The organism is Aliiroseovarius sp. S253, assembly GCF_049800855.1.
Lineage (GTDB): Bacteria > Pseudomonadota > Alphaproteobacteria > Rhodobacterales > Rhodobacteraceae > Aliiroseovarius.
Genome location: NZ_JBNAFW010000001.1, coordinates 344,209 through 364,438, shown reverse-complemented (window position 1 = coordinate 364,438; position 20,230 = coordinate 344,209). Strand labels below are relative to the sequence as shown.

The 20,230-nt window shown below is 58.8% G+C and carries 18 protein-coding genes; 5 read left to right on the top strand and 13 right to left on the bottom strand.

Annotation, left to right across the window (positions count from 1 at the left end):
- Positions 1-4: 4 nt before the first annotated feature.
- Positions 5-2,356, top strand: coding sequence for an aldehyde dehydrogenase family protein (locus ACP15F_RS01850; RefSeq protein ID WP_424939150.1), 2,352 nt, complete (start codon positions 5-7; stop codon positions 2,354-2,356).
- Positions 2,357-2,567: 211 nt separating this feature from the next.
- Positions 2,568-3,665, top strand: a complete 1,098-nt coding sequence (locus tag ACP15F_RS01845; RefSeq protein ID WP_424939149.1) for a Hint domain-containing protein — start codon at positions 2,568-2,570, stop codon at positions 3,663-3,665.
- A gap of 1 nt (position 3,666) precedes the next feature.
- Here ACP15F_RS01845 and ACP15F_RS01840 read toward each other — a convergent pair whose 3' ends face one another.
- From ACP15F_RS01840 to ACP15F_RS01805, 8 genes are all read right to left on the bottom strand, one after another.
- Complete coding sequence (locus ACP15F_RS01840; protein WP_424939148.1) at positions 3,667-4,344, bottom strand: DUF1523 family protein; 678 nt, start codon at positions 4,342-4,344, stop codon at positions 3,667-3,669.
- An 8-nt stretch (positions 4,345-4,352) separates the two neighbouring features.
- Positions 4,353-4,619: a hypothetical protein gene (locus tag ACP15F_RS01835; RefSeq protein WP_424939147.1), complete on the bottom strand. Its 267-nt coding sequence runs from the start codon at positions 4,617-4,619 to the stop codon at positions 4,353-4,355.
- 2 nt (positions 4,620-4,621) lie between these two features.
- Positions 4,622-5,983 (bottom strand): DUF6638 family protein, encoded by a 1,362-nt coding sequence (locus ACP15F_RS01830; RefSeq protein ID WP_424939146.1) that lies wholly within the window; start codon positions 5,981-5,983, stop codon positions 4,622-4,624.
- Positions 5,984-6,155: 172 nt separating this feature from the next.
- Entirely contained in the window at positions 6,156-6,491 is a 336-nt protein-coding gene (locus ACP15F_RS01825; RefSeq protein ID WP_424939145.1) for a hypothetical protein, read from the bottom strand.
- Positions 6,492-8,423, bottom strand: a complete 1,932-nt coding sequence (locus tag ACP15F_RS01820) for an ATP-binding protein (protein ID WP_424939144.1) — start codon at positions 8,421-8,423, stop codon at positions 6,492-6,494.
- A gap of 15 nt (positions 8,424-8,438) precedes the next feature.
- The gene (locus ACP15F_RS01815) at positions 8,439-9,608 is read right to left on the bottom strand and encodes a hypothetical protein (protein WP_424939143.1); all 1,170 of its coding nucleotides are present in this window, start codon (positions 9,606-9,608) and stop codon (positions 8,439-8,441) included.
- Positions 9,601-9,927, bottom strand: a complete 327-nt coding sequence (locus ACP15F_RS01810) for a hypothetical protein (protein ID WP_424939142.1) — start codon at positions 9,925-9,927, stop codon at positions 9,601-9,603. Before ACP15F_RS01810 ends, ACP15F_RS01815 begins: the two co-directional genes overlap by 8 nt.
- A gap of 107 nt (positions 9,928-10,034) precedes the next feature.
- Positions 10,035-11,111 (bottom strand): hypothetical protein, encoded by a 1,077-nt coding sequence (locus ACP15F_RS01805; RefSeq protein WP_424939141.1) that lies wholly within the window; start codon positions 11,109-11,111, stop codon positions 10,035-10,037.
- Between the two features lie 203 nt (positions 11,112-11,314).
- Between ACP15F_RS01805 and ACP15F_RS01800 the strand changes: the two genes are divergently transcribed.
- On the top strand, positions 11,315-12,595 hold the full coding sequence (locus ACP15F_RS01800) for an acetylornithine deacetylase/succinyl-diaminopimelate desuccinylase family protein (RefSeq protein ID WP_424939140.1): 1,281 nt from the start codon (positions 11,315-11,317) through the stop codon (positions 12,593-12,595).
- Between the two features lie 99 nt (positions 12,596-12,694).
- On the opposite strand, the gene ACP15F_RS01795 is transcribed toward ACP15F_RS01800, so the two are convergent.
- Both ACP15F_RS01795 and ACP15F_RS01790 read right to left on the bottom strand, forming a co-directional pair.
- A complete protein-coding gene (locus ACP15F_RS01795) occupies positions 12,695-15,217 on the bottom strand; it encodes an ABC transporter permease (RefSeq protein ID WP_424939139.1) in 2,523 nt (840 codons plus the stop codon).
- Complete coding sequence (locus ACP15F_RS01790) at positions 15,214-15,882, bottom strand: ABC transporter ATP-binding protein (protein ID WP_424939138.1); 669 nt, start codon at positions 15,880-15,882, stop codon at positions 15,214-15,216. The genes ACP15F_RS01795 and ACP15F_RS01790 overlap by 4 nt, the downstream gene beginning before the upstream one ends.
- Before the next feature lie 27 nt (positions 15,883-15,909).
- On the opposite strand from ACP15F_RS01790, the gene ACP15F_RS01785 reads away from it, so the two are divergent.
- Both ACP15F_RS01785 and ACP15F_RS01780 read left to right on the top strand, forming a co-directional pair.
- The gene (locus ACP15F_RS01785; protein WP_424939137.1) at positions 15,910-16,563 is read left to right on the top strand and encodes an arylesterase; all 654 of its coding nucleotides are present in this window, start codon (positions 15,910-15,912) and stop codon (positions 16,561-16,563) included.
- Between the two features lie 158 nt (positions 16,564-16,721).
- Positions 16,722-17,342, top strand: coding sequence for a LuxR C-terminal-related transcriptional regulator (locus ACP15F_RS01780; protein ID WP_424940924.1), 621 nt, complete (start codon positions 16,722-16,724; stop codon positions 17,340-17,342).
- Between the two features lie 5 nt (positions 17,343-17,347).
- Here the strand turns inward: ACP15F_RS01780 and ccoS are convergent, their stop codons facing one another.
- Genes ccoS through ACP15F_RS01765 form a run of 3 tightly spaced genes read right to left on the bottom strand, consistent with a single transcriptional unit; the run spans position 17,348 to position 20,228 of the window.
- Positions 17,348-17,509 carry a cbb3-type cytochrome oxidase assembly protein CcoS gene (gene ccoS / locus ACP15F_RS01775; RefSeq protein ID WP_424939136.1) on the bottom strand — a complete coding sequence of 54 codons (162 nt, stop codon included), beginning with the start codon at positions 17,507-17,509 and terminating at the stop codon, positions 17,348-17,350.
- A 4-nt stretch (positions 17,510-17,513) separates the two neighbouring features.
- Positions 17,514-19,709 carry a heavy metal translocating P-type ATPase gene (locus ACP15F_RS01770; RefSeq protein WP_424939135.1) on the bottom strand — a complete coding sequence of 732 codons (2,196 nt, stop codon included), beginning with the start codon at positions 19,707-19,709 and terminating at the stop codon, positions 17,514-17,516.
- A 33-nt stretch (positions 19,710-19,742) separates the two neighbouring features.
- Entirely contained in the window at positions 19,743-20,228 is a 486-nt protein-coding gene (locus tag ACP15F_RS01765) for a FixH family protein (protein ID WP_424939134.1), read from the bottom strand.
- Positions 20,229-20,230 lie beyond the last annotated feature (2 nt).

The following is a 20,230-nucleotide window of genomic DNA, read 5'->3' as shown; positions in this document are numbered from 1 at the left end:
AGACATGACCGTGAAAGAAAAATTCGACAGCATGGATTATGGCCCGGCCCCGGAAAGCGCCGGTGAAGCGCTGGAGTGGATCACCGCGCGGGACGGTGCGTTCGGCCTTTATATCAATGGCGCAATGACCAAACCTGGCGAGCTGTTTGACAGCCGCAACCCCGCCACTGGCGAGGTCTTGGCGCAGGTCACGCAAGCCAGTGCAGATGATGTGGATGTGGCTGTAATCGCTGCGCGCAAAGCGCAGAAAAACTGGGGGGCTTTGCCCGGCCATGCCCGTGCCAAATACCTCTATGCGCTGGCGCGTCTTGTGCAGAAACACGCACGTCTGTTCGCTGTGCTGGAGAGCATGGACAACGGCAAGCCGATCCGCGAAAGCCGCGATATCGACATCCCACTGGTCGCACGTCACTTCTATTACCACGCGGGCATGGCGCAACTTCAGGACGCCGAACTTCCCGACCGCGAAGCGTTGGGCGTCTGCGGACAGATCATCCCGTGGAACTTCCCACTTCTGATGCTCGCGTGGAAAATCGCGCCCGCGATTGCGATGGGCAATACCGTGGTGCTGAAACCTGCCGAATATACCTCGCTGACCGCGCTTCTGTTCGCGCAGATCTGCGACGAGGCCGGACTGCCCAAGGGCGTTGTGAACATCGTGACCGGAGACGGCCGCGTGGGCGAGGCGATCGTGACCCATGAAGGGATCGACAAGATTGCCTTCACCGGCTCCACCAATGTGGGCCGTCAGATCCGCCGCGCTACCGCCGGATCGGGCAAGTCGCTGACCTTGGAATTGGGCGGCAAATCGCCCTACATCGTCTTCGACGACGCGGACCTTGATTCAGCGGTCGAGGGTCTGGTCGATGCGATCTGGTTTAATCAAGGTCAGGTCTGCTGTGCAGGCTCGCGCCTGGTCGTGCAAGAAGGCATCGCGGATCGGTTCTATGCCAAGCTGAAGGCCCGCATGGGAAAGCTGCGCATCGGCAATCCCTTGGACAAATCCATTGACGTTGGCGCCGTGGTCGACCCGATCCAACATCAGCGGATCACCGATATGGTCAACGCAGGCGCTGGCGAGGGCGAGTTGTATCAAGCCCCCTGCCCGCTTCCCGATCAGGGCTGCTTCTATCCGCCCACACTGATCACCGGGCTGTCGTCGGCATCAACCTTGATGCAGGAAGAAATCTTCGGTCCCGTACTTGCCGCAACCACCTTCCGCACCCCGTCCGAGGCGGTCGAGATTGCCAACAACACCCGATACGGGTTGGCGGCCTCGGTCTGGTCCGAGAATGTAAACCTGACGCTGGATGTGGCCCCCAAATTGGTGGCCGGTGTGGTCTGGGTGAACGGCACCAACATGTTTGACGCCGCTGCCGGTTTCGGTGGTGTGCGCGAAAGCGGATTTGGGCGCGAAGGCGGTTGGGAAGGCTTGCAAGCGTATACCAAGCCACGCGGCAAAGCTGTTTCGTTAAAACCCATTGCACCCGTGTCTGCCCCGAAAGACGCCAAGGTGGATGCGCTGGACCGCACCGCCAAATTCTATGTCGGCGGCAAACAGGCGCGCCCAGACGGAGGCTATAGCCAAGCGGTCTGGTCTAAATCCGGCGCGCTTCTGGGTCATGTAGGCATCGCCAACCGCAAGGACATTCGCAACGCGGTCGAGGCCGCGACGGCGGCAAAAGGATGGGCGAAAACCACCGGCCATGCCCGCGCGCAGATCCTGTATTACATCGGCGAGAACCTCTCGGCCCGTGCAGACGAGTTCGCAGCCCGGATCGACGCCATGACAGGTGGGCGCAGCGGCACAAAAGAAGTCGACGCCGCAATCTCGCGCCTGTTCACCTATGCCGCCTGGGCTGACAAATTTGACGGGGCCGCCAAACCTGTTCCAATGCGCGGCGTGGCGCTGGCGATGAACGAACCGGTTGGCGTGATCGGCGGGTTCTGCCCGGACGAAGCCCCGCTGCTGGGTCTGGTGTCCCTGATGGCGCCTGCGATTGCCATGGGGAACCGTGTGGTGCTGGCCGCCTCGCAACCCTACCCGCTGGCTGCAACGGATTTCTATCAGGTGCTCGAAACCTCGGACTTGCCAGGCGGTGTGGTGAACATCGTCACCGGCGATCACGCCGAACTTGCCGCGCCCTTGGCCGGTCACTTGGGCGTGGATGCGGTCTGGTCGCATTCCGGCGCAGACATCTCGGCCACAGTCGAACTGGAGAGCGCGGGCAATCTGAAGCGCAGCTGGGTCAACAATGCCAAAGCGCGTGACTGGATGGGGGCCGCTGGCGAAGGACGCGAGTTCCTAAGCCACGCGACCGAGGTGAAAACCGTCTGGGTGCCTTACGGCGAATAAAAGGGGTGCACAGCCCCCAACTATTTGGTTTGATTTTTGGCCGGAGCGCAAACCGCGCCGGCCATTTTCCCCAAGTTAACCGCCTTCCGCGAATTTTACCTATTTTTAACGATAATTGGTGCTCTGGCGCTCTTTTTTAGATATAGATCCAACTTAAGCGACCAAGTAAGTCGCATCTAGAGCGCATTCATACAGCAAATCGAGGAAGGCGATGCCGACCACATTCAATGTGATCTCGCTGGGAAATCACGCCATTATTGACCCGACAGAAGGCAATGACACGATCGAGAATGCCTCGGCGCTTGTCGGGCTGACTGTCGGTGGCCTTGGTGATCCGCTGCTTGATAACTTCGTCTCGTTCACTTCGGCAGGTTCAGGTTTCACGGGTGGCAACGGCACCGCCTATGACAACAATAACAGCAACTCGAACGACCAGTTCTCGATAGACGGCGGACCACCGCAAACGTTCGATGCTGTGGCACCGTATACTGCGACGATTACCTTCATCGATGGATCGACAGCGACAGTCACCGCAGTGGTTTTTCAGGATACGGCAGGCAACACCTATCTGGCGCCCGAGTTTTCTTCGAACGCGGATCAGGCGGCGTATGAATCTGGCGCAATTCGCTCCATATCGTTGGACAGCCTGATCGGCGGCACCTATTCGGGCCTGACTGGCACACGCGAGACTTGGGACTTCGTTACCTGTTTTGCCACAGGAACAAGCATCCTAACCCCGAAAGGCGAGGTTCCGGTTGAACAGCTTTCGCCCGGGGACAAGGTTTGCACGTTGGGCAGCGGCGTCCAGACCATCCGCTGGGTTGGCATACGTCGGGTGCCGGCAACGGGCGATCTGGCCCCAATTCGGATCAAGGCGGGTGCCTTGGGTCACGACCTCCCCGATCGGGATCTATGGGTGTCGCGCCAACATCGCATGTTGTGCAGATCTAAGATCGCCGCACGTATGTTCGACACGCCCGAGGTGCTGATTGCGGCGAATAAGCTGACCCTTCTGTCTGGCGTACGTCAAGACGACAGCATGGACCACATCACTTATTGCCACATCCTGTGTGACAACCACGAGGTGGTCTTCGCAAATGGCACACCCGCCGAGACGCTGTATCTGGGCAAATACACCAAGAAAAGCATGTCGCCAGAAGCACTGGACGAGATCCGGATGATTTTTCCTGAATTGGTGGACGGCTTGGATGCACCCAAGCCCGCCCATCACATGCCGGACAACGCACCGCAACGCAATCTGATGCGTCGCCTGCGCAAGAACAAGCGCGCCTTTATCGAGGCGCGCTGACTTACTTGCTTCGCCAGCTTCCCAACCAACGTGAGAACCGGCCCTTGGCCTCGTCTGCTCGTGCGTCCACTGCATCCCAAGCCTCGCTTGCGTCTTCCAGCGCGGGATCAATCGAACGCTGGCGGAACTGGCGCCACAGCGCGCGGATAAAGCCCAGTGCGATGGCAAGGAACAGAAAGAACGCGATGTTGAACCACGGGATGATCGTCACGTCAGGGCCCGCCACAGGGCGGATACCCACGGCATTGGGGAAGGTTGAAATCAGCTCGTTCCGCCAGCCATAATGCGTGACTACCGCCCATTTTGGCTCCTCGGCGGTCGAGCGAAGGTCGTCGACCTCGGTCTGCAAGCTGGCGGTATCAAACTTGAAATAGGGCGGCCATGACCAGCCGGTGTCCTCGTTCCGATAGACCATGACCTCGTCCGCATCCGTGCGGATGAAACCAAGAAGGTATGTCTTTTTCTTCACCGTCTGAACAAACTGCACATCACGGTTGATCAAGCCTGCGGATTGATCATCGGGCTTGGACCAGAAAATCCGAGTCCAGTCGTCCAGATCCTGACGTTCCTGATAGGTGTTCACAACGCGCACGACGTCATGTTGGGGCAGCGTATAGTGCAGCACACCAAACAGGATAAGTGCGATCAGGCTGCGAGTAATGATACGGAAACGGCGCATTTTGAACCTCAGTTAATAAGTATTATCGACAGCAGAACCAGCAAAGCGGGCACCACATAGACCAGCAAGATCAGCTTGGGGCGGAAGCTTTTTTGATAGTCCTCCATCCCCTCGCGCAACCATTCTTCACGGTCGCTTTCATCGCCGCTGGGATGCTCTTCGGCCCATTGCTCTTCCAGCTTCTCCATACGGACCGATCGGGAATACAGGCTGACCAGCACATAGATAATGCTAAGCCCGATAAAGCCAAAAACGATCAGTCGAAGAAACCCCATCCCTACTTTCCTTTCACGGCACCCCAAGGGCCAACCATTTCAATCACTTGCTCACGGGTGCGCTTGCGCGTTGTGCCCGGCACTTTCAGCGCATCCTTGCGTCCTCCGAACAGCTTATCACGAGCCCCCGCCTTATTTGCCATATAGTCACGATGCAGGAATTCTGCCACAAACTCGCGCTTTTCGTCCGGCCATGTGGCGTAGGAAGCATAGAACAGCTCTTTGTGGCAGATGAAAAGCTGTCGGAAATCCATCGGCGCGAGTTCCGACAACAGCCGGTTGATCAGGTCGCGGTCTGGATGATCGGGGCGCGCGCGCAGGGTATAGAAATAGGCCGGGTGTCGGCTGTCGATCCGGGGCCACTGCCCGCCAGCCTCGGCCCAGCGCACAAGGGCTGCCAGCCCGTGGAAAGCCTGCGGCAGGTTGCGGCCCATCCGTTGCGCCACGTGCCTTAAGGTACGCGAGGACATGTCGCCCAGCTCCATCCCGGCCGAGGTCGCGGCGTCCACCAAAATGAACTCCATCTTCTGACGCAGAATGCGCGCGCCAGTCGCGCCCCGCGAGGACACCAAAGGCTCGACCAGATCGTTCTTGCGCAGGAAACTGGCGATGCGGTTGGGTTCGGTCGTGTCAACAAAGGGCAGACGCGGGAACCGCTCCATCCGATCTTTGTCGCCCGAGACCACGACACAGGGGCTTTCCACATCGCGGAAGATGTACAGCCCGCCGAAATGCGCGGTCCAGAAATTGCCTTGCTCGTATTCCTGCACGCCCAAATCAACCGGAACCTTGGTCACGTCCCCGGTTTCGCGGGCCAGTTCGATCATTTCGGCAATTAGATCATCGTCATACCACGCGTTCGGCGCGGTCTGGAAATGGTCGATCTTCTCGGCCAACTCGCGCGCGTTTTTGACGTGGCTTTGGGTCGTGTCGGCCTCGATCATGATCTTGCGGATATCAAACAGACGCGCGGGATCCGAGATGTCATAGACCGAGTTCATCAACTCGCCCGCCACCGCGTCGTGGGCAGTCAGCGCGAAAAGCTTCGCCTCGTTATCCGCAATGAACTGCCGCAGTATCCCGCGCGAGGTCGAGAACATGGCGTTCAACAGCGGCGCCTTCTTCTGGTCCACCGTCAGAATGATGAACTGCCGGTTGCAGCCATTGGGGTTGAGGTAGAGCGGGTCTTTGAACTCCTCGCCGATCTCGGGCGAGAACCCCGAGACGTCGATATGGAATTCCTTCAGCTTCGTCTGCTTGCCCGCTAGCCCCTTGAGCGCACGGTTATACCGCTCGATCAGCGCCGGGCTGTCGACCCGGATCAGATTGCCAAACATAAGGCCGCGTTGGATGAGGCGTTTCATGATGTGCCTCCCTTGCATTCACAATATGAGCGATGCGTCCGGCCCGAGGGTGGGTGCGGAACGCGCCCGCCCTGTGGGGCGGGTCGGGCGCGTCGCGGCGTTGCCGCGTAGATCAAGACCGTCATAGGATTGGCAGATATCAAGCTATCTCGAAATTGCAAAGACACATAAGTCATGTGCTGAACCTCCGCGTAACTTGGAGATCGATGCCCTTAAAGAACCCGACCCAATAAGGAAGTTGCAAGATCAACCCACCGAAGATCAATACGCTTTCTTCCATTCCGCCAAATCGATCAGGATTGCTGATTAAATAGATAAATGGACCCGCCGCAACCAGCATATAGAGAAACACACTAACCACCAATGTCAGGCACCAAACGACGAAAAACCGGATCGCGGCGAACGCTCCGGACGGCACAGGTAAATTTCGTTTCATGGCCCAAACGACGAAACGACAACCCAAGTAGGACGCGATCACGCACCACAGTATGTAAGCGATCTCAATCACTCACTTCCCCTCCAAATACCGCTTCTTCGCCTCTTCCTGACGGCCAAAATCACGGACCATCGCCTCGATAGCGACCTCGTCGGATTTGTCGGCATAGCGGAACTCTGAATCGGCGTAGCGGTTGACCTCTTGGATCACCATGTCGGTGGTGATGGGCACGCGCAGTTCAGCGATCATGTCTTTCTTGGTGTCATAGTCTTTGACCAAGAACAGCTCGGGGTTTTCCATCCATTCGTCGGGGAGTTCAAAGTCCATCGCGCGGACTTTCACCGCGTCGGTGATGTTCTTGATTGAACGGCCCGTGAAGCGTTCGTCGGCCTCTTGAATGCCCTTTAGATAGGTGCCGATTTTGGCGATGTCGTCCAGCTCTCCGATCTGGTCATGCACGCGGTCGAACACGTTCATCAGGCCCGCTTCCTGCGGCTTGTTATGCGCCTCGAAACTGCGGGCGACGGCGGATTTGATTTCCTGAGCGCCGTAAAGGTCGTGCTTGCCCAGCGGGATGTCGTGGTTCTTGCCCATCAAGAGGTGCAGGATGTCGATATAGTCCTCGCGCGTTTGGGGTCCATCCACCAGGAAACGCGCGCCGGCGCGTTGGCGCAGGGCATCGTCCACATTCTCGGGATAGTTCGAGAACATGCCGAAGGTGCAGTTGCCGCGCACCACGGTGTTGGCGCCCGCGAAGCTTTCCATCAGAACCGCTGTGACCTCTTGTTGGCCCGCGCTGGATTGACGATCCCCGCGTTTGCCCGCGATCTGGTCGATGTCATCCACGGTGCCAAAGCCGATCACATTGGGGTCGAGCACGTTGTTGATGAACGCCTTCGCGTTCTGGCCCGACTTGCCCTGATAGCTGTCGATATTGTCGATGCCGAAATTCTGATAGCGGAACGGATAGCCCGCCACCGCGCAGTAATCGTTGACCAGCCCGGCCATCATCTGGATCAGCGTGGTTTTACCCGTACCCGGTTTGCCGTCGCCCATGAAGGTGAAGATGAAACCGCCCAGTTCCGCAAACGGGTTCAGTTTGCGATCGAAGTCGTAAGCCATCAGCATTTTCGACAGCTTCATCGCTTGGTATTTGGCGATGTGGTTGCCCACGACCTCGTTCGGTTTCTTGAAGGTCATCGTGATCTTCGATCCACGATGCGCACGGGACGGCGTGAAGCCCGAGATGGTCAGGTCGTCCGCTTCGACCCGGTAGTTTACGGATGTGAACGGGCCAAGGTGGCTGGCGGTCTGGGCGCGCAGGGCAACCTTTTCCATCAGCTGTTCGACATAGGCCAAAACAGTTGGGACCAACTTGTCTTCGGACGTGACAAACGTAGCGAGTTCCTGATCCAGCTCCCACAATGCGCCGTTCAGAGCGAGTGGGGCGTTGTCGGTCAGGATCTCTTCGACCGCACCGACCTCAATCGGGGTTTCGCTTGCGTGATCTGCCAGCAGATACGAAGTCGCATTACCGAAGACATAAAGGACGATCAAAGACTCAGCAGTCAGGAGTTCGGAGAATGCCGCGGACTTATCCGCACCCAAGCGACCTTCAAGGTTCGCGCGGCGCAGAGCGGCGAGTTCAGTTTGTTCTGCGAACCCTTCACCCACCGCCAACGCTATCGCGATGGCGCGGCGGAGCGTGTGCAGAACGGTCGCCTGAAGCGGAGACACTAGCGGATCGTCCCCGTCCGATCCCTCGATTCGTTCCACCAAATGCACACCTTCGGGCCGCGCGGTCGAGCGTGTCACCAGACCCGGCGTTGTGGATCGGAAGCGGCGCGCCCGCCCGATACCGGGGCTGCGTTCCGCCTTGGGGGCTTCCTTCGGTTTGGCAATCCGGGGCGTGTGATCGAACCCATCCAGATGCCCCGCAGCCGCGCCGTAATGCGCGCGGATTTCTTCTTCGCGAAGCTCCATCAGATCAGCGGGTAAAGACATCGAATACTCCTAAAATCAACGGTAAGACAGCACCCGGCCACCCGGGCTGACAACAAATTTGCGCACGTCGTGGAACCCCGCGGGGTTCTTTTCGGCCAATACCTGAAACGGGCGTTCGGGCATGATGATGGCGCGTTCCATCGCGGTTGCACCGATCCCCGAGCCGGACCCGGCAAAGGGATCAATCGCGAAAATCTCACGCTCGACTTTGCCAAACCAACCGGACTTCTCTTCCTTGACGCTTTGGCTTTTCAGTTCTTCCACGGTCCACGCCAGCGCCCAATCTTCTCCCGGCGGACTTTTCGCCTGCTCCAACACCTCGCGCAGCGGGCCGGTCTGGCGGGTAAACGTGTGGCTATACATCGGGCCTACATGGAAGCGGCGCAGACGTTTCGGGTGAAGGTCGTCGAAATCCTTGTCGAACCCAGTGGCGATGGTCACCAGCTGCAAACCCGCCATGGACTGCGCCATCAAATGCGACTGCACTTGCGGCCAGCGGCGTTCGTCTTTGGGCAGAGCGGTGCGGCCCGTGTCCTCAAGCTCCATCAGATAGATGGTGGGCAGATTCACTTCGCTGTCATAGACCGCCCAATGGGCCAGATAGACGCGGCGGGTGTCGCGGCCTTCGCCCTTGTTGTGACGCCAGACCACATCCGGATGCATCTGTGGCCAGAACAGATCGCCGCGCTGGAGTTCTTCATAGTAAAGCCGTTGCGACAGGGCGTATTGCAGCCGTTTCGGAACCGACAAGTCACCGACAATCTGGCTGACCATCTGGCTTTTGAGATCTTCGGCCGAGGCCATGCCCTTTAAATGCGTACCCGCCTGTGCCGCGTCGGACGCCATTTGAAGCAGCTCCGCATGGATCGGAAACCCGCTGTCGCGCCGGTCAAAAGTAAGCGTCTTGCCGCCCAACCCATAGGCCGTTTCGGACATGTGATACTTGTTGGCCAGCGCCTTGAAGCTGAGACCCAGCTTGATGACGTACCGGGCCAGCACGTCGACCTCGTCCCGGCTCAGCTTGCCCTCAACCTCCATCTGCCCGGCCACACGGGCCAGATGCGCAGTGATCTTCTCGAACTTCGAGAAATAGCGCCGCGTAATCTGTGTGTCCGTCAGCTCGGCATGATCCGGGCGGGCGAAGCCTGCCGAGGCGCGTTCGGAAGTTTTGATGTTGTCAGACATCAGATTGAGCTCCTGTCGAGTGTCCCTTCACTGGTGTCTCCAGCCATTTCTCCAGTGTGAGGGCATACGCCGCAAAACCCGGCATCCAATTTGAAAGGGCAAATAGGATTCTGCTTGCTCCATCTCTTGCAAAAAGGTCCCACACAAAAATCGAGATAAAGAAGGCTGCCAATCCGATTTCGAACACCAAACCTGAGCTCATAAGCACGCCTAAAACCACGCCAACGATACTCACTACAAGAACTGCAATCCCTGCAATACGCAACCTATCGCGACGCGTGCGCATCGCTTCCCGAAATTGATTTGTCCGACTAAACATCCACATCCTTGAAATTCAGAGGGCGGCGCCTGACCCTGGGTGGGCGCAAAGCGCCCTCCCGTGGGGAGGGTCGGGCGCTGCCCGGTCTATCGACCGGGCGGAAGGCCTCACCCCCCATACAAATTCTTGTCGTGCTTCTCGACGATCTCGGCGAAGCGGCGGGCGAAGCGTTCGTCGGCTTTTGCCTTCTGCTCCAGCACGTCGCGGGCAAAGACCATCTGGTCTTCGTGGGCTTCCATCATGTCGGCCATACGCTGGTTCGTTGCTGTGCCAATCGCGGCCATCGCGGCTTGGGCTTCCTTGTCGGTCTCGACGCCGATTTCATTGATCCGGTGCGCCACATCCTGTTGCTGCGCCGTTTTCAATGACTTGGTCAGCGCATCATACAGCACCACGCGCTGCTTGGTGTCGGTCTGCAGCTTGTTGATCAGCACCATCTGCGTCGCCGCTTGGTTTTGCAGTGAATCGACCCAGGTCTTGCCCTTCTCGATATAGCGTTCCAACGTCTGAGACTGGGCCAGCTTCACTTGCTCTTCCTGCACCATCTCGTTGTATTTACTGTTCAGATCAGCCAGCTCGGTTTCAAGCTGTGTACGCGCGGCGGCGTCCTGTTCGTTGGCGATCTTGTTCTCAAGCTCGATGATCTTGGGGTCCATGCCAAGGATTTCGGCGCGCAGGCTTTCCAGCTCACCCACCGTCATTTCGCGCTCGTCCAGTGTTGTGGACAGGTTCGCGCCCACCTTTTCCTTCTGCTCGTTCAGCATTGCCAGCTGACCCTCCAGCAGGTTCACAATCGAATCCGACTGCGCGATCAGCTCTTGCAGCTTGTCGTCGATAGACGCCGTGCGCATCCGTTCCTGACGCATGCTTTCGGATTTCCCCTTCGAGAAGATGCCAACGAAACTTTCCCACCCGGTTTTCGACCGCATCTGGTCAAAATCCGTCGAGAAACCTGAGGTTACGTCATCAAGACCCATGATCAACTCGGCGATATTCGCGTTCATCGCTTCGGTATGGGCATGCACATCGTCCAGCGTCGCGTTTTCGATATCAATCGAGATATCTTCCCCGCTGGCGGCCTTCGCGCGCGCGGTTTCAATCCGCGTGGTCAGTTCGGAAATCTTAGCCTGTGCTTCCTGCACCTGTTCCTGGCTTTCACGAATCTGCTTATCAAAACTGGACATATGCCCTCCTTCTATCCACCAAATTCTTCGGTCAGGTCTTTGTGCCTGTGCGAAGTATGTTAATCACTGTTACATTTGTATTTAGGTTGAGCTTACCGCGATTTAAAGACCCGTGACAGCGTTTTCGCTCTCGTTTTCCGTGAAATCCGTCGGTTGCGAATTCCACCATTGAGATAAGGTCGCTTGCCGCCTAGGTTTTCAGCATGACCGAGTTTAATGATCCTCTATTAGCCGAAATCTCACGCCGTCAGGACGAATTGATCGCCCTGACCCAAGACTTGATCCGCATTCCAACACTGAACCCACCCGGACGCGATTATCGGACGATCTGCACCTATATCGCTGAGCGCATGGGCGCGCAGGGGTGGACGGTCGAGCTGATCCGCGCCGAAGGGACGCCGGGCGACTGCGCTGACTATCCACGCTGGAATGTGATTTGCCGCCACGAGGGTAAGACGCCGGGCGAATGTGTGCATTTCAACAGTCACCATGACGTGGTCGAGGTGGGCCACGGCTGGACCAAAGACCCGTTCGGCGGCGAGCTGGAAGACGGCAAGATCTATGGACGCGGGGCGTGCGATATGAAGGGCGGGCTAGCGGCGTCCATTATTGCGGCAGAGGCCTTCGTTGCGCTTTACCCCGATCACGCTGGCACGGTGGAAATCAGCGCCACGGCGGACGAGGAATCCGGCGGCTATGGCGGCGTCGCCTATCTGGCCGAGAAGGGGTATTTCGATCCGGATCGCGTGCAGCATGTGATCATTCCCGAGCCTTTGAACAAAGACCGTATTTGTCTAGGCCATCGCGGTGTTTGGTGGGCCGAGATCGAGACGAAAGGGCGGATCGCCCATGGCTCGATGCCGTTTCTGGGCGACAGCGCGATCCGACACATGGGCGCAGTGCTTGAGGAAATGGAGCGGCATCTGTTTCCGCTATTGGCCACAAAACGCACCGACATGCCTGTGGTGCCAGAAGGTGCGAAGCAGTCAACGCTGAACATAAACTCGATCCACGGAGGCGAGGCCGAACAGGACCCTGATTTCACCGGCCTACCCGCGCCATGTGTGGCCGACCGCTGCCGCATCGTGATCGACCGACGCTTCCTGATGGAAGAAGACATCACCGAGGTGAAGGCAGAGGTCAGCCGGATGCTGGAGGCAATCCGGGCTGAGCGCCCCAATTTCGAGTATGAAATCCGCGACATGCACGAGGTCATTCCGACCATGACCGACAAGGACGCGCCGGTTGTCGCCTCGACTGCGGCGGCGATCGAAAAGGTGCTGGGCGCGCAGCCGTCTTATGTGGTCAGCCCGGGCACATATGATCAGAAGCATATCGACCGTATCGGCAAGTTGAAGAACTGCATCGCCTACGGGCCCGGTATTCTGGATTTGGCGCATCAGCCCGACGAATGGGTGGGCGTTCAGGATATGGTCGATAGTGCTGGCGTCATGGCTCTGGTTCTGAAAGAGTTGTTAATCTAGCGACGCTGGCAGACCTGTACGGGGCTCTGCCCCAGCCTGACCAGACTTCGTCCAGTCAGGCTTCCCCGGGATATTTTCAGTAAGAAAATGAGCGGCCAGCTACTCGCGGGCACGCAGAACGCGCGCGGGTTTGGCGGACAGTGGACGGAAGGCGAAGAACATTCCTGCGAGAACCGTGGCTAAGACACCTCCGGACACGATGGCAAGCGCATTTGCCAGATCAAAGGCAAAGCTTTCTTCCATGATGTAGTGCGTCACGGCCCAACCCGCGATGCCACCAGCCACCACTGCCACGATCCCTGCTGCTGCACCCAGCACCGCCGATCGGATGGCAAAGTTCAGCAGGATGCCAGCGCGGGTTGCACCCAGTGTTTTCAGGATTGCGGCCTCGTAGGTGCGTGCACGTTCGCCGGCGGCGGCTGCCCCCATAAGGACCACGAAGCCGGTGACCAACGTGGCGAGCGCCCCGTATGTGATCGCGGCGGCTACCTGCCCCATCAACCCGGTGATCTGGGTAATCGCGTCACGCACCGAGATCAGCGTAATGTTCGGATGAGCATTGCCCAGATCCCGCAGGATCGCGGCCTCGCCTTCCTGTTCCGAGTAGATCGTGGCGATGTAGCTGTGCGGGGCGCCGGCCAGAGCCGAGGGGTTCATCGTCAGGATAAAGCCCATCCCGGCTTGGCTAAAGTCGACCTCGCGCAAGGATGTGATTTCACCTGTGATGTCGCGACCCAGAATGTTGATGGTCAGGTGGTCCCCTATGCCGATGCCCATCTCGCGCGCCTCTTCTGCGGCGAAGCTGATCTGGGGCGGGCCTTGATAGTCTTCGGGCCACCATTCTCCCTCGACGACCGTGGTGCGGGTGGGTATGGCCGAGTAGGTCAGGCCCCGGTCCCCACGAATGACCCAATGACCACCTGCCACCTCGCGCGATGGGCGATCGTTGATTTTGGTTATGACCCCGCGCAGCATCGGCGCGGTATCGATGCGGCTGACGAAGGGATCGCTTTCCAGACGGGTTTTCACCGCGTCGATCTGGTCGGGTTGGATATCGACCACGAAGAAACTTGGAGCCACAGCCGGCAGGTCACGCGATATAGCTCCACGCAGATTGTTATCGATCTGTCCGACGGCAGCCAATACGGCCAACCCAAGGCCCAGCGAAAGCACGACGGCCCCCGCCTCGCCCCCCGGCCCACCGACGGCAGTGAAGGCCATGCGCAGGGTCGGGACGCGGCGCAAGATTTGGCGGTGACCCAGCCAGCGGGCAGAGTATTTCACGGCTATGCCGGTCAGGACCAGAGTGGCGAATGCCCCGCCAAGGCCAATGAAGCTCCACATCGCCAACGGGGGCATGCCCGAGAACCGTGCGGCCACCCAAACAAGCAATGCCAGAATGGCGACACATAGTCCTATGAATAACGGGCGCGGCAGACGGTTTGACCCAAGGGCCGCGTCGCGGAACAGATCGGCGGCTTTGACCTCTTCCGTGCGTGCAAGCGGCCAGAGTGTGAACAGAAGCGCGGCGAGGGCGCCGTATAGGGCGGCCTCGGCCAACGGACGGGGATAGAGTGTTATTTCGGCGGATACGGGCAACGACTGTGCGATGACCGGGACCAGCAAGGCTGGTATCACCGCGCCGAGGATCACACCGAGAGCGAGTCCCAACAAGGTCAGGATGCCGATCTGCAAGAAGTAGGTCAGAAAAATCACGCGACGTTCAGCACCGAGCGCACGCAGGATCGCAATCGTGCCGGTTTTCTCGTCCAGATAGGACCGGATCGCGGCAGAGATACCGACGCCTCCGACAGCCAGCCCCGCCAATCCGACCAACACCAAGAACGCGCCCAAACGGTCGATCAGGCGCCGCATTCCGGGCGCACCGTCGCGGGCGTCCTGCCAGCGTGCGCCATTTGGCTCGAGGTCGGGCATCAGTGCGGCATAAGCCGGACCGATACCGCCTTCGGGCAAGCGTAGGCGATAGTGACTGTCAAACAGAGTACCTTCGGAGAGCAGACTGGAGCCGTCCAGCGCAGAGCGTCGTAGGATCGAGCGTGGTCCAAGACCGAACCCACCGGTGGCATTGTCCGGTTCGCTGACAAGCTCGGCCATCAGGACGAAGGGAATTTCACCCAGTGTCAGGGTATCTCCAATCTGGAGTCCAAGCCGGTCGATCAGAAGGTCATCCATGACGATCCCCGGCTGTCCGTCCGTTCCGTCCAGCGCGGTCGCCATCGTCATCACGGGATCAAGTCGTGCTTCGCCATAAAGCGGATAGACGTCATCAACGGCCTTCACTTGGGTAAGGGCTCGTTCCTCGCCCACGACGATCATCGAGCGGAAATCGGCGATGACCGAAAGATCGTCCGCCGCCTCGTTGATCATGGTCAGCTCGGCGTCATCGGCGAAGCGATAGGTGAAAGAGATCGAGGCATCGCCCCCCAAAAGCACCGCCCCTTGGCTGGCAAGTCCCGCACGTAAGGCTTCGCGCACCGATCCAACAGCGGCAATGGCTGCGACGCCCAAGATCAGACAGGCAAGGAAGATGCGAAAGCCCTTGATCCCGCCGCGCAACTCGCGCCGGGTCAGGCGCAAGGCCATTGCGATGTTCTGGATCATGCAAGCCGCCCGTCTTGGATGTGGATAACACGATCACAACGCTCGGCCAGTTCGGGGGCGTGCGTGACAAGGATCAGCGTCGATCCGTGGCGGTCGCGCAGGCCAAATAGCAGGTCCATGATGGCCGCCCCTGTGGTGCCATCCAGGTTACCGGTCGGCTCATCCGCCAGCAGGATCTCGGGTCGGGGCGCTGCGGCGCGGGCCAAGGCAACACGCTGCTGTTCACCACCCGACATTTGGCTGGGATAGTGATGTAGGCGATGAGACAGGCCAACGGCCTCAAGCTCTTGCGTGGCGCGATCGAATGCGTCGACTACACCGGCCAGTTCCAACGGCGTCGCCACGTTTTCCAAGGCGGTCATAGTCGGGATCAGGTGAAAGGACTGAAACACCACGCCCATGTGGTCACGCCGAAACCGTGCAAGCCGATCTTCGTTCATCGCACCCAGATCCTGCCCAAGCGCCTGAACACTTCCACCAGTTGCCTGATCCAATCCGCCCATTAGCATCAGAAGCGAGGATTTGCCCGACCCCGATGGCCCCGTCAGGCCTACGGTCTCCCCGGTGGTCACATTTAGGTCAATGCCCTTGAGGATCTCGGTCCGGCCTGCATTATTGCCAAGAGTCAGGCGCACGTCGCGCAGCGATAGAACCGGGGTCGTCATTGGGCGGACCTTCTTTAGGAGTATGGCATGATATCAGCTGCATATGGGGTTTTGACCCGCAGTCTCAAGGGGCTTTTCGCGACAGTTTTCATGACCTGTGCCGCTCAGGCGGAAACCACCACTATTCTGGCATTGGGCGACAGTTTGACGGCAGGATATGGCCTGCCACAAGGCGAGGGGTTCGTCCCCCAATTGGAAGCAGCATTGATCGGCCAAGGCTTTGATGTCCATGTCGTCAACGCGGGCGTATCCGGAGACACCTCGGCCGGAGGCGCCGCGCGCCTTGGTTGGATCCTGACAGACGATATCGACGTCGCCTTAGTTGCGCTTGGCGGCAATGACATGTTGCGCGGTATCTCGCCGGAAGAAACGCAGCGCAACCTTGCCACGATCCTGACGGAACTGAATGACAAGGGCATTCCCACCCTTCTAATCGGCGTCCTTGCATCGTCAAACTTTGGCGAAGGCTATCGCGCTGAATTCGAAAGTGTTTATCCCAATCTCGCGCAAGACTTCAGCGTCAATCTGTTTCCGAATTTCTTAGAAGGCATTGCCCAAGCCGGATCGTTTTCCGAAGCACAGCGCTTGTATCTTCAGGCAGACGGGTTGCACCCTAACCAGAAGGGTGTGTCCCTGATTGTGGACAAAATAACCCCTTCTGTGGTATCCTTAATGAGATAAAACCCTATCTTCGCGCCTTCACAACATGCGTTGCATAGACGGTTTTCCGACGGGTGACCTGCATAAAACCTATCCCTTGAGACACCTATGCGGGTTTTCTTGGCTATGCAATCTTGCCACCCGTTGTAGCAGGTCGAGCCTTGACGCTCGATGCCAAGGTGCGGAGCGCCGCTTTGAAAATATTGATCGCCTCAGACGATCCTGCGCTACAGCGCAAGGCTCTTACCGCCGCAGAGACCTGCGGTATGCCAATTCCGGCCGGCTTCGACACGATGCAACGAGCCTTGGATGCGCTTGGAAGCGGTCCCGGCTTTGACTGCGCCTTGATCGACTATCGCCTTCCAGATCTGGGCGGCCTGAAAACCGTCGAAAAGCTGTGCCGCCGAAACAAGCGTCTGACGGTTGTTATACTTCTGCCTAAAAAAGAGATTGAGGCCTCACGTCAGGCGCTTCGAACAGGCGCCTGTGTTGGGGCTCCGGTTGAGATTTCAGAGACCGCGCTGGCCTGCATTTTGAAACTGGTCAACGAAGATCTCTGCCTGAAGGTTTTCCCAAAGGCGCAGAAGCCAAACTTCAAGCGGGACGAGACAGGATTGTCGCGGCGCGAAATGCAAATTCTGGACAGCTTGTGCGAAGGTCAGCAGAACAAGGAAATCGCGCATATGTTCGGCATTCAGGAAGTCACCGTGAAAATGCACATGCGGTCAATCATCAACAAATTGGGCGCAAAGAACCGCACCCATGCCGCGATGATTGCGCTTCGCAACGGGATTGTCTGACGCCCTTAATCTTCGGGCGGCTCTTCATCCCATCGATCGCTGAGAATGCGCTGACCATCCCCATCGGGATCGTCATACTGTTCTGTCTTCAAGGTCCAAAAGAACGCGGCCAGACCCAGACCACCCAGAAGCAGGGAAATGGGAATCAGGTATACAAGGACGTTCATCGGCTTAGCCTTTCTTCAAACGCAGAGCGTTCAGCGACACTGTCACCGACGAGGTCGACATGGCAAGCGCCGCAGCCAAAGGCGTGGCGAAACCCATCAATGCAATCGGAATGGCGATGGCGTTATAGCCCGCAGCAATTGCAAAGTTTTCCTTGATACGGCGGGTGGCGGATTTCGACATGTCGATGGCACCGGCCAGCGGCTCCATCGATTTGCCCAGAAGCACAATGTCGGACACCACGCGGGCGGCCTCCAATGCCGATGCGGGCGAGATCGAGACATGCGCTGCGGCCAAGGCCGCCGTGTCATTCAGGCCGTCCCCGACCATCAGAACCTTGCGACCAGACTTGCCCAGACGGGCCACATACTCGGCCTTGTCTTCGGGCAGTGTGTCAGCTTTCCAGTCTTCGATGCCCACGCGGCCAGCAATATCGGCCACAGCGGCGGGCACGTCGCCCGAAATTAGCGTGACGCCCATGCCCTTGGCTTTGAGGGCGGTGATGGCTTCTTCGACACCCGGACGCAATGCATCGGTGAAAGTGAAGGCCACCGGTTTGGCGCCCGAGATCGATAGGTATGTCGCAGTCTGCCCAACAGCGTTGGCGCCCAGCCATTCGGCACGGCCAAGGCGGACGGTTTTGCTGTTCCACTGCCCTTCGATGCCCTTGCCCGGCACTTCGGTAACTTGTGCGACCTCGGCAGGCTGCACACCAGCGGCGCGTGCGGCTTGGGTCAGAGATTGCGCCAGCGGGTGGCTGGACCCTTCGGCAAGGGCAAGCGCCACCTGCAGGTCGCGGTCTTTGTGACGGGCCAGCGCGTCCAGCGCGGGTTTGCCTTCGGTCAGCGTTCCAGTCTTGTCGAAGACGACGTGATCAACCTCGGCCAGACGCTCCATCGCGGTGGCGGATTTCAGGAGCATACCTTGCTTGAACAAACGGCCCGAGGCTGCGGTGGTCACAGCAGGCACAGCAAGACCCAGTGCACAGGGGCAAGTGATGATCAGGGTGGCCACAGCGATGTTCATCGACATGCGCCAATCGCCGGAATACCAGAACCAGAACAGGAAGGCCGCGAAGGACAACAGGTGCACAACCGGCGCATAAACCGCCGCGGCCTTGTCTGCGAGAGAGGTATAGCGGTTGCGCGCGGTCTCGGCGATGGCGACCAGATCGGCCATGCGGTGCAACGAGCTGTCGCGACCAGCAGCTGTTACGCGCACGGTTAGCGGGCCGGTCAAGTTCACCTCGCCAGCCGACACGATGCTATCAGGAGACGCAGCCACCGGCAGGCTTTCCCCGGTCAGAAGCGAGCGGTCCAGTTCGCTTTCGCCGCCGGTAACGATGCCGTCCACAGGCACACGGGATCCCGGCACAACGCGCACGATCTGACCCGGCTCCAATTCGGATACGGGGACCTGTTCATCGGCTTGGCCATCCACCACACGCAGCGCGCGGGGCACCTCAAGTGCCGCCAACTCCTCGGCAGCGGATCGGGCAACAGCGCGCGTGCGATAGTCCAGATAGCGACCCGCCAGCAAGAAGAATGTCAGCGACAGCGCCGCATCAAAATAGGCGTGTGCGCCCGAGTGCATCGTCTCGTAAATCGACATGCCCAGCGCCAGAAGGATTGCCAGTGAAATCGGCACATCCATGTTCAAACGGCGAACCCGAAGGGCCGACCACGCGGACTTGAAAAATACCTGGCTAGAGAAGCCAACCGTCGGAATTGCGATGCCCGCGCTGATCCAATGGAACAGATCGCGGGTGGCGTCCGTGGCACCGGACCAGACCGCAACACTTAGAAGCATCACGTTCATCATCGCAAAGCCGGACACGCCCAAACGCATCAGAAGGTCTTTGCCATGTTTGTCTGTAGCGGTCCCGGTCAGCTGACCCGGATCTAACTCGTAGGCTTCGAACCCGATACCCGTCAGGTAATCGGCAAGTGTCTGCGCCTCGATATCGGGATCCACATCCACGACAGCGCGTTTCAGAGTCAAGTTCACACGCGCTGCGCGCACGCCATCCTGTTTGGCCAAGCCACGTTCGACGCCCGCGATACAGGCAGCGCAGTAGATCTGGGGCAGCGACAACATGATCCGCTTCGCCTCCATCCCATTGCCACGATAGCCCTTGCCTGCCTGCGCTTCAGCAAGCGGGGCAGCGTCACAGGCCGGACAGGCAGAAATCGGAGCAGCCATAGTATCTTCCTTGTTCGCGCGTCAGGTGAAGGCCTAGTTGGCCTTCAGAAAGATCGGGATGCGTTGCTGAAAGCTGGTGCCATCTTCAGCCACTGCATTCATACGCAGGTTCCAGTTTCCCCCACCCAGCGTACCGACTTGGGCGATATAAGTCCCGGTCGAGCTTTGGTTGAACTCTGGTTCCTGATCTTCGTTCACATGGGTCGCCCGGCCCAGAAGGCCGTAAAGCGAGGTGACGGTCACGGGGTCGCCGTTCACGTCCTTGATGTCCAAAAACAGCGTCTCGCCCTCGATCCGGGCAGCAACATCCCAACCAAGCGCCTCTTGCGCGGTACGTTGGGCGTCGAATTTCTGGCTGGCCACGTAGGAATTCTTGGTTTCCAGCCCGGGGAATGTCCCCACGGCCGAATAGGCCATGAAAACATTCACACCGATGATGATCGAGAATGCAGTGACCACGATGGCCAGAACATGTTTGCCAGTCAGTTCGAACTCTTTCTTCTCGGTCTTCTCAGCCATGG

Bases quoted from the DNA above. Each gene is read 5' to 3' on its own strand.
- ACP15F_RS01810 (WP_424939142.1), bottom strand. From the start codon at position 9,927: ATGTTTAGTCGGACAAATCAATTTCGGGAAGCGATGCGCACGCGTCGC.
- ACP15F_RS01785 (WP_424939137.1), top strand. From the start codon at position 15,910: ATGATATCAGCTGCATATGGGGTTTTGACCCGCAGTCTCAAGGGGCTT.
- ACP15F_RS01820 (WP_424939144.1), bottom strand. From the start codon at position 8,423: ATGTCTTTACCCGCTGATCTGATGGAGCTTCGCGAAGAAGAAATCCGC.
- ccoS (WP_424939136.1), bottom strand. From the start codon at position 17,509: ATGAACGTCCTTGTATACCTGATTCCCATTTCCCTGCTTCTGGGTGGT.
- ACP15F_RS01830 (WP_424939146.1), bottom strand. From the start codon at position 5,983: ATGAAACGCCTCATCCAACGCGGCCTTATGTTTGGCAATCTGATCCGG.
- ACP15F_RS01770 (WP_424939135.1), bottom strand. From the start codon at position 19,709: ATGGCTGCTCCGATTTCTGCCTGTCCGGCCTGTGACGCTGCCCCGCTT.
- ACP15F_RS01765 (WP_424939134.1), bottom strand. From the start codon at position 20,228: ATGGCTGAGAAGACCGAGAAGAAAGAGTTCGAACTGACTGGCAAACAT.
- ACP15F_RS01800 (WP_424939140.1), top strand. From the start codon at position 11,315: ATGACCGAGTTTAATGATCCTCTATTAGCCGAAATCTCACGCCGTCAG.
- ACP15F_RS01845 (WP_424939149.1), top strand. From the start codon at position 2,568: ATGCCGACCACATTCAATGTGATCTCGCTGGGAAATCACGCCATTATT.
- ACP15F_RS01805 (WP_424939141.1), bottom strand. From the start codon at position 11,111: ATGTCCAGTTTTGATAAGCAGATTCGTGAAAGCCAGGAACAGGTGCAG.
- ACP15F_RS01840 (WP_424939148.1), bottom strand. From the start codon at position 4,344: ATGCGCCGTTTCCGTATCATTACTCGCAGCCTGATCGCACTTATCCTG.
- ACP15F_RS01850 (WP_424939150.1), top strand. From the start codon at position 5: ATGACCGTGAAAGAAAAATTCGACAGCATGGATTATGGCCCGGCCCCG.
- ACP15F_RS01835 (WP_424939147.1), bottom strand. From the start codon at position 4,619: ATGGGGTTTCTTCGACTGATCGTTTTTGGCTTTATCGGGCTTAGCATT.
- ACP15F_RS01790 (WP_424939138.1), bottom strand. From the start codon at position 15,882: ATGACGACCCCGGTTCTATCGCTGCGCGACGTGCGCCTGACTCTTGGC.
- ACP15F_RS01815 (WP_424939143.1), bottom strand. From the start codon at position 9,608: ATGTCTGACAACATCAAAACTTCCGAACGCGCCTCGGCAGGCTTCGCC.
- ACP15F_RS01795 (WP_424939139.1), bottom strand. From the start codon at position 15,217: ATGATCCAGAACATCGCAATGGCCTTGCGCCTGACCCGGCGCGAGTTG.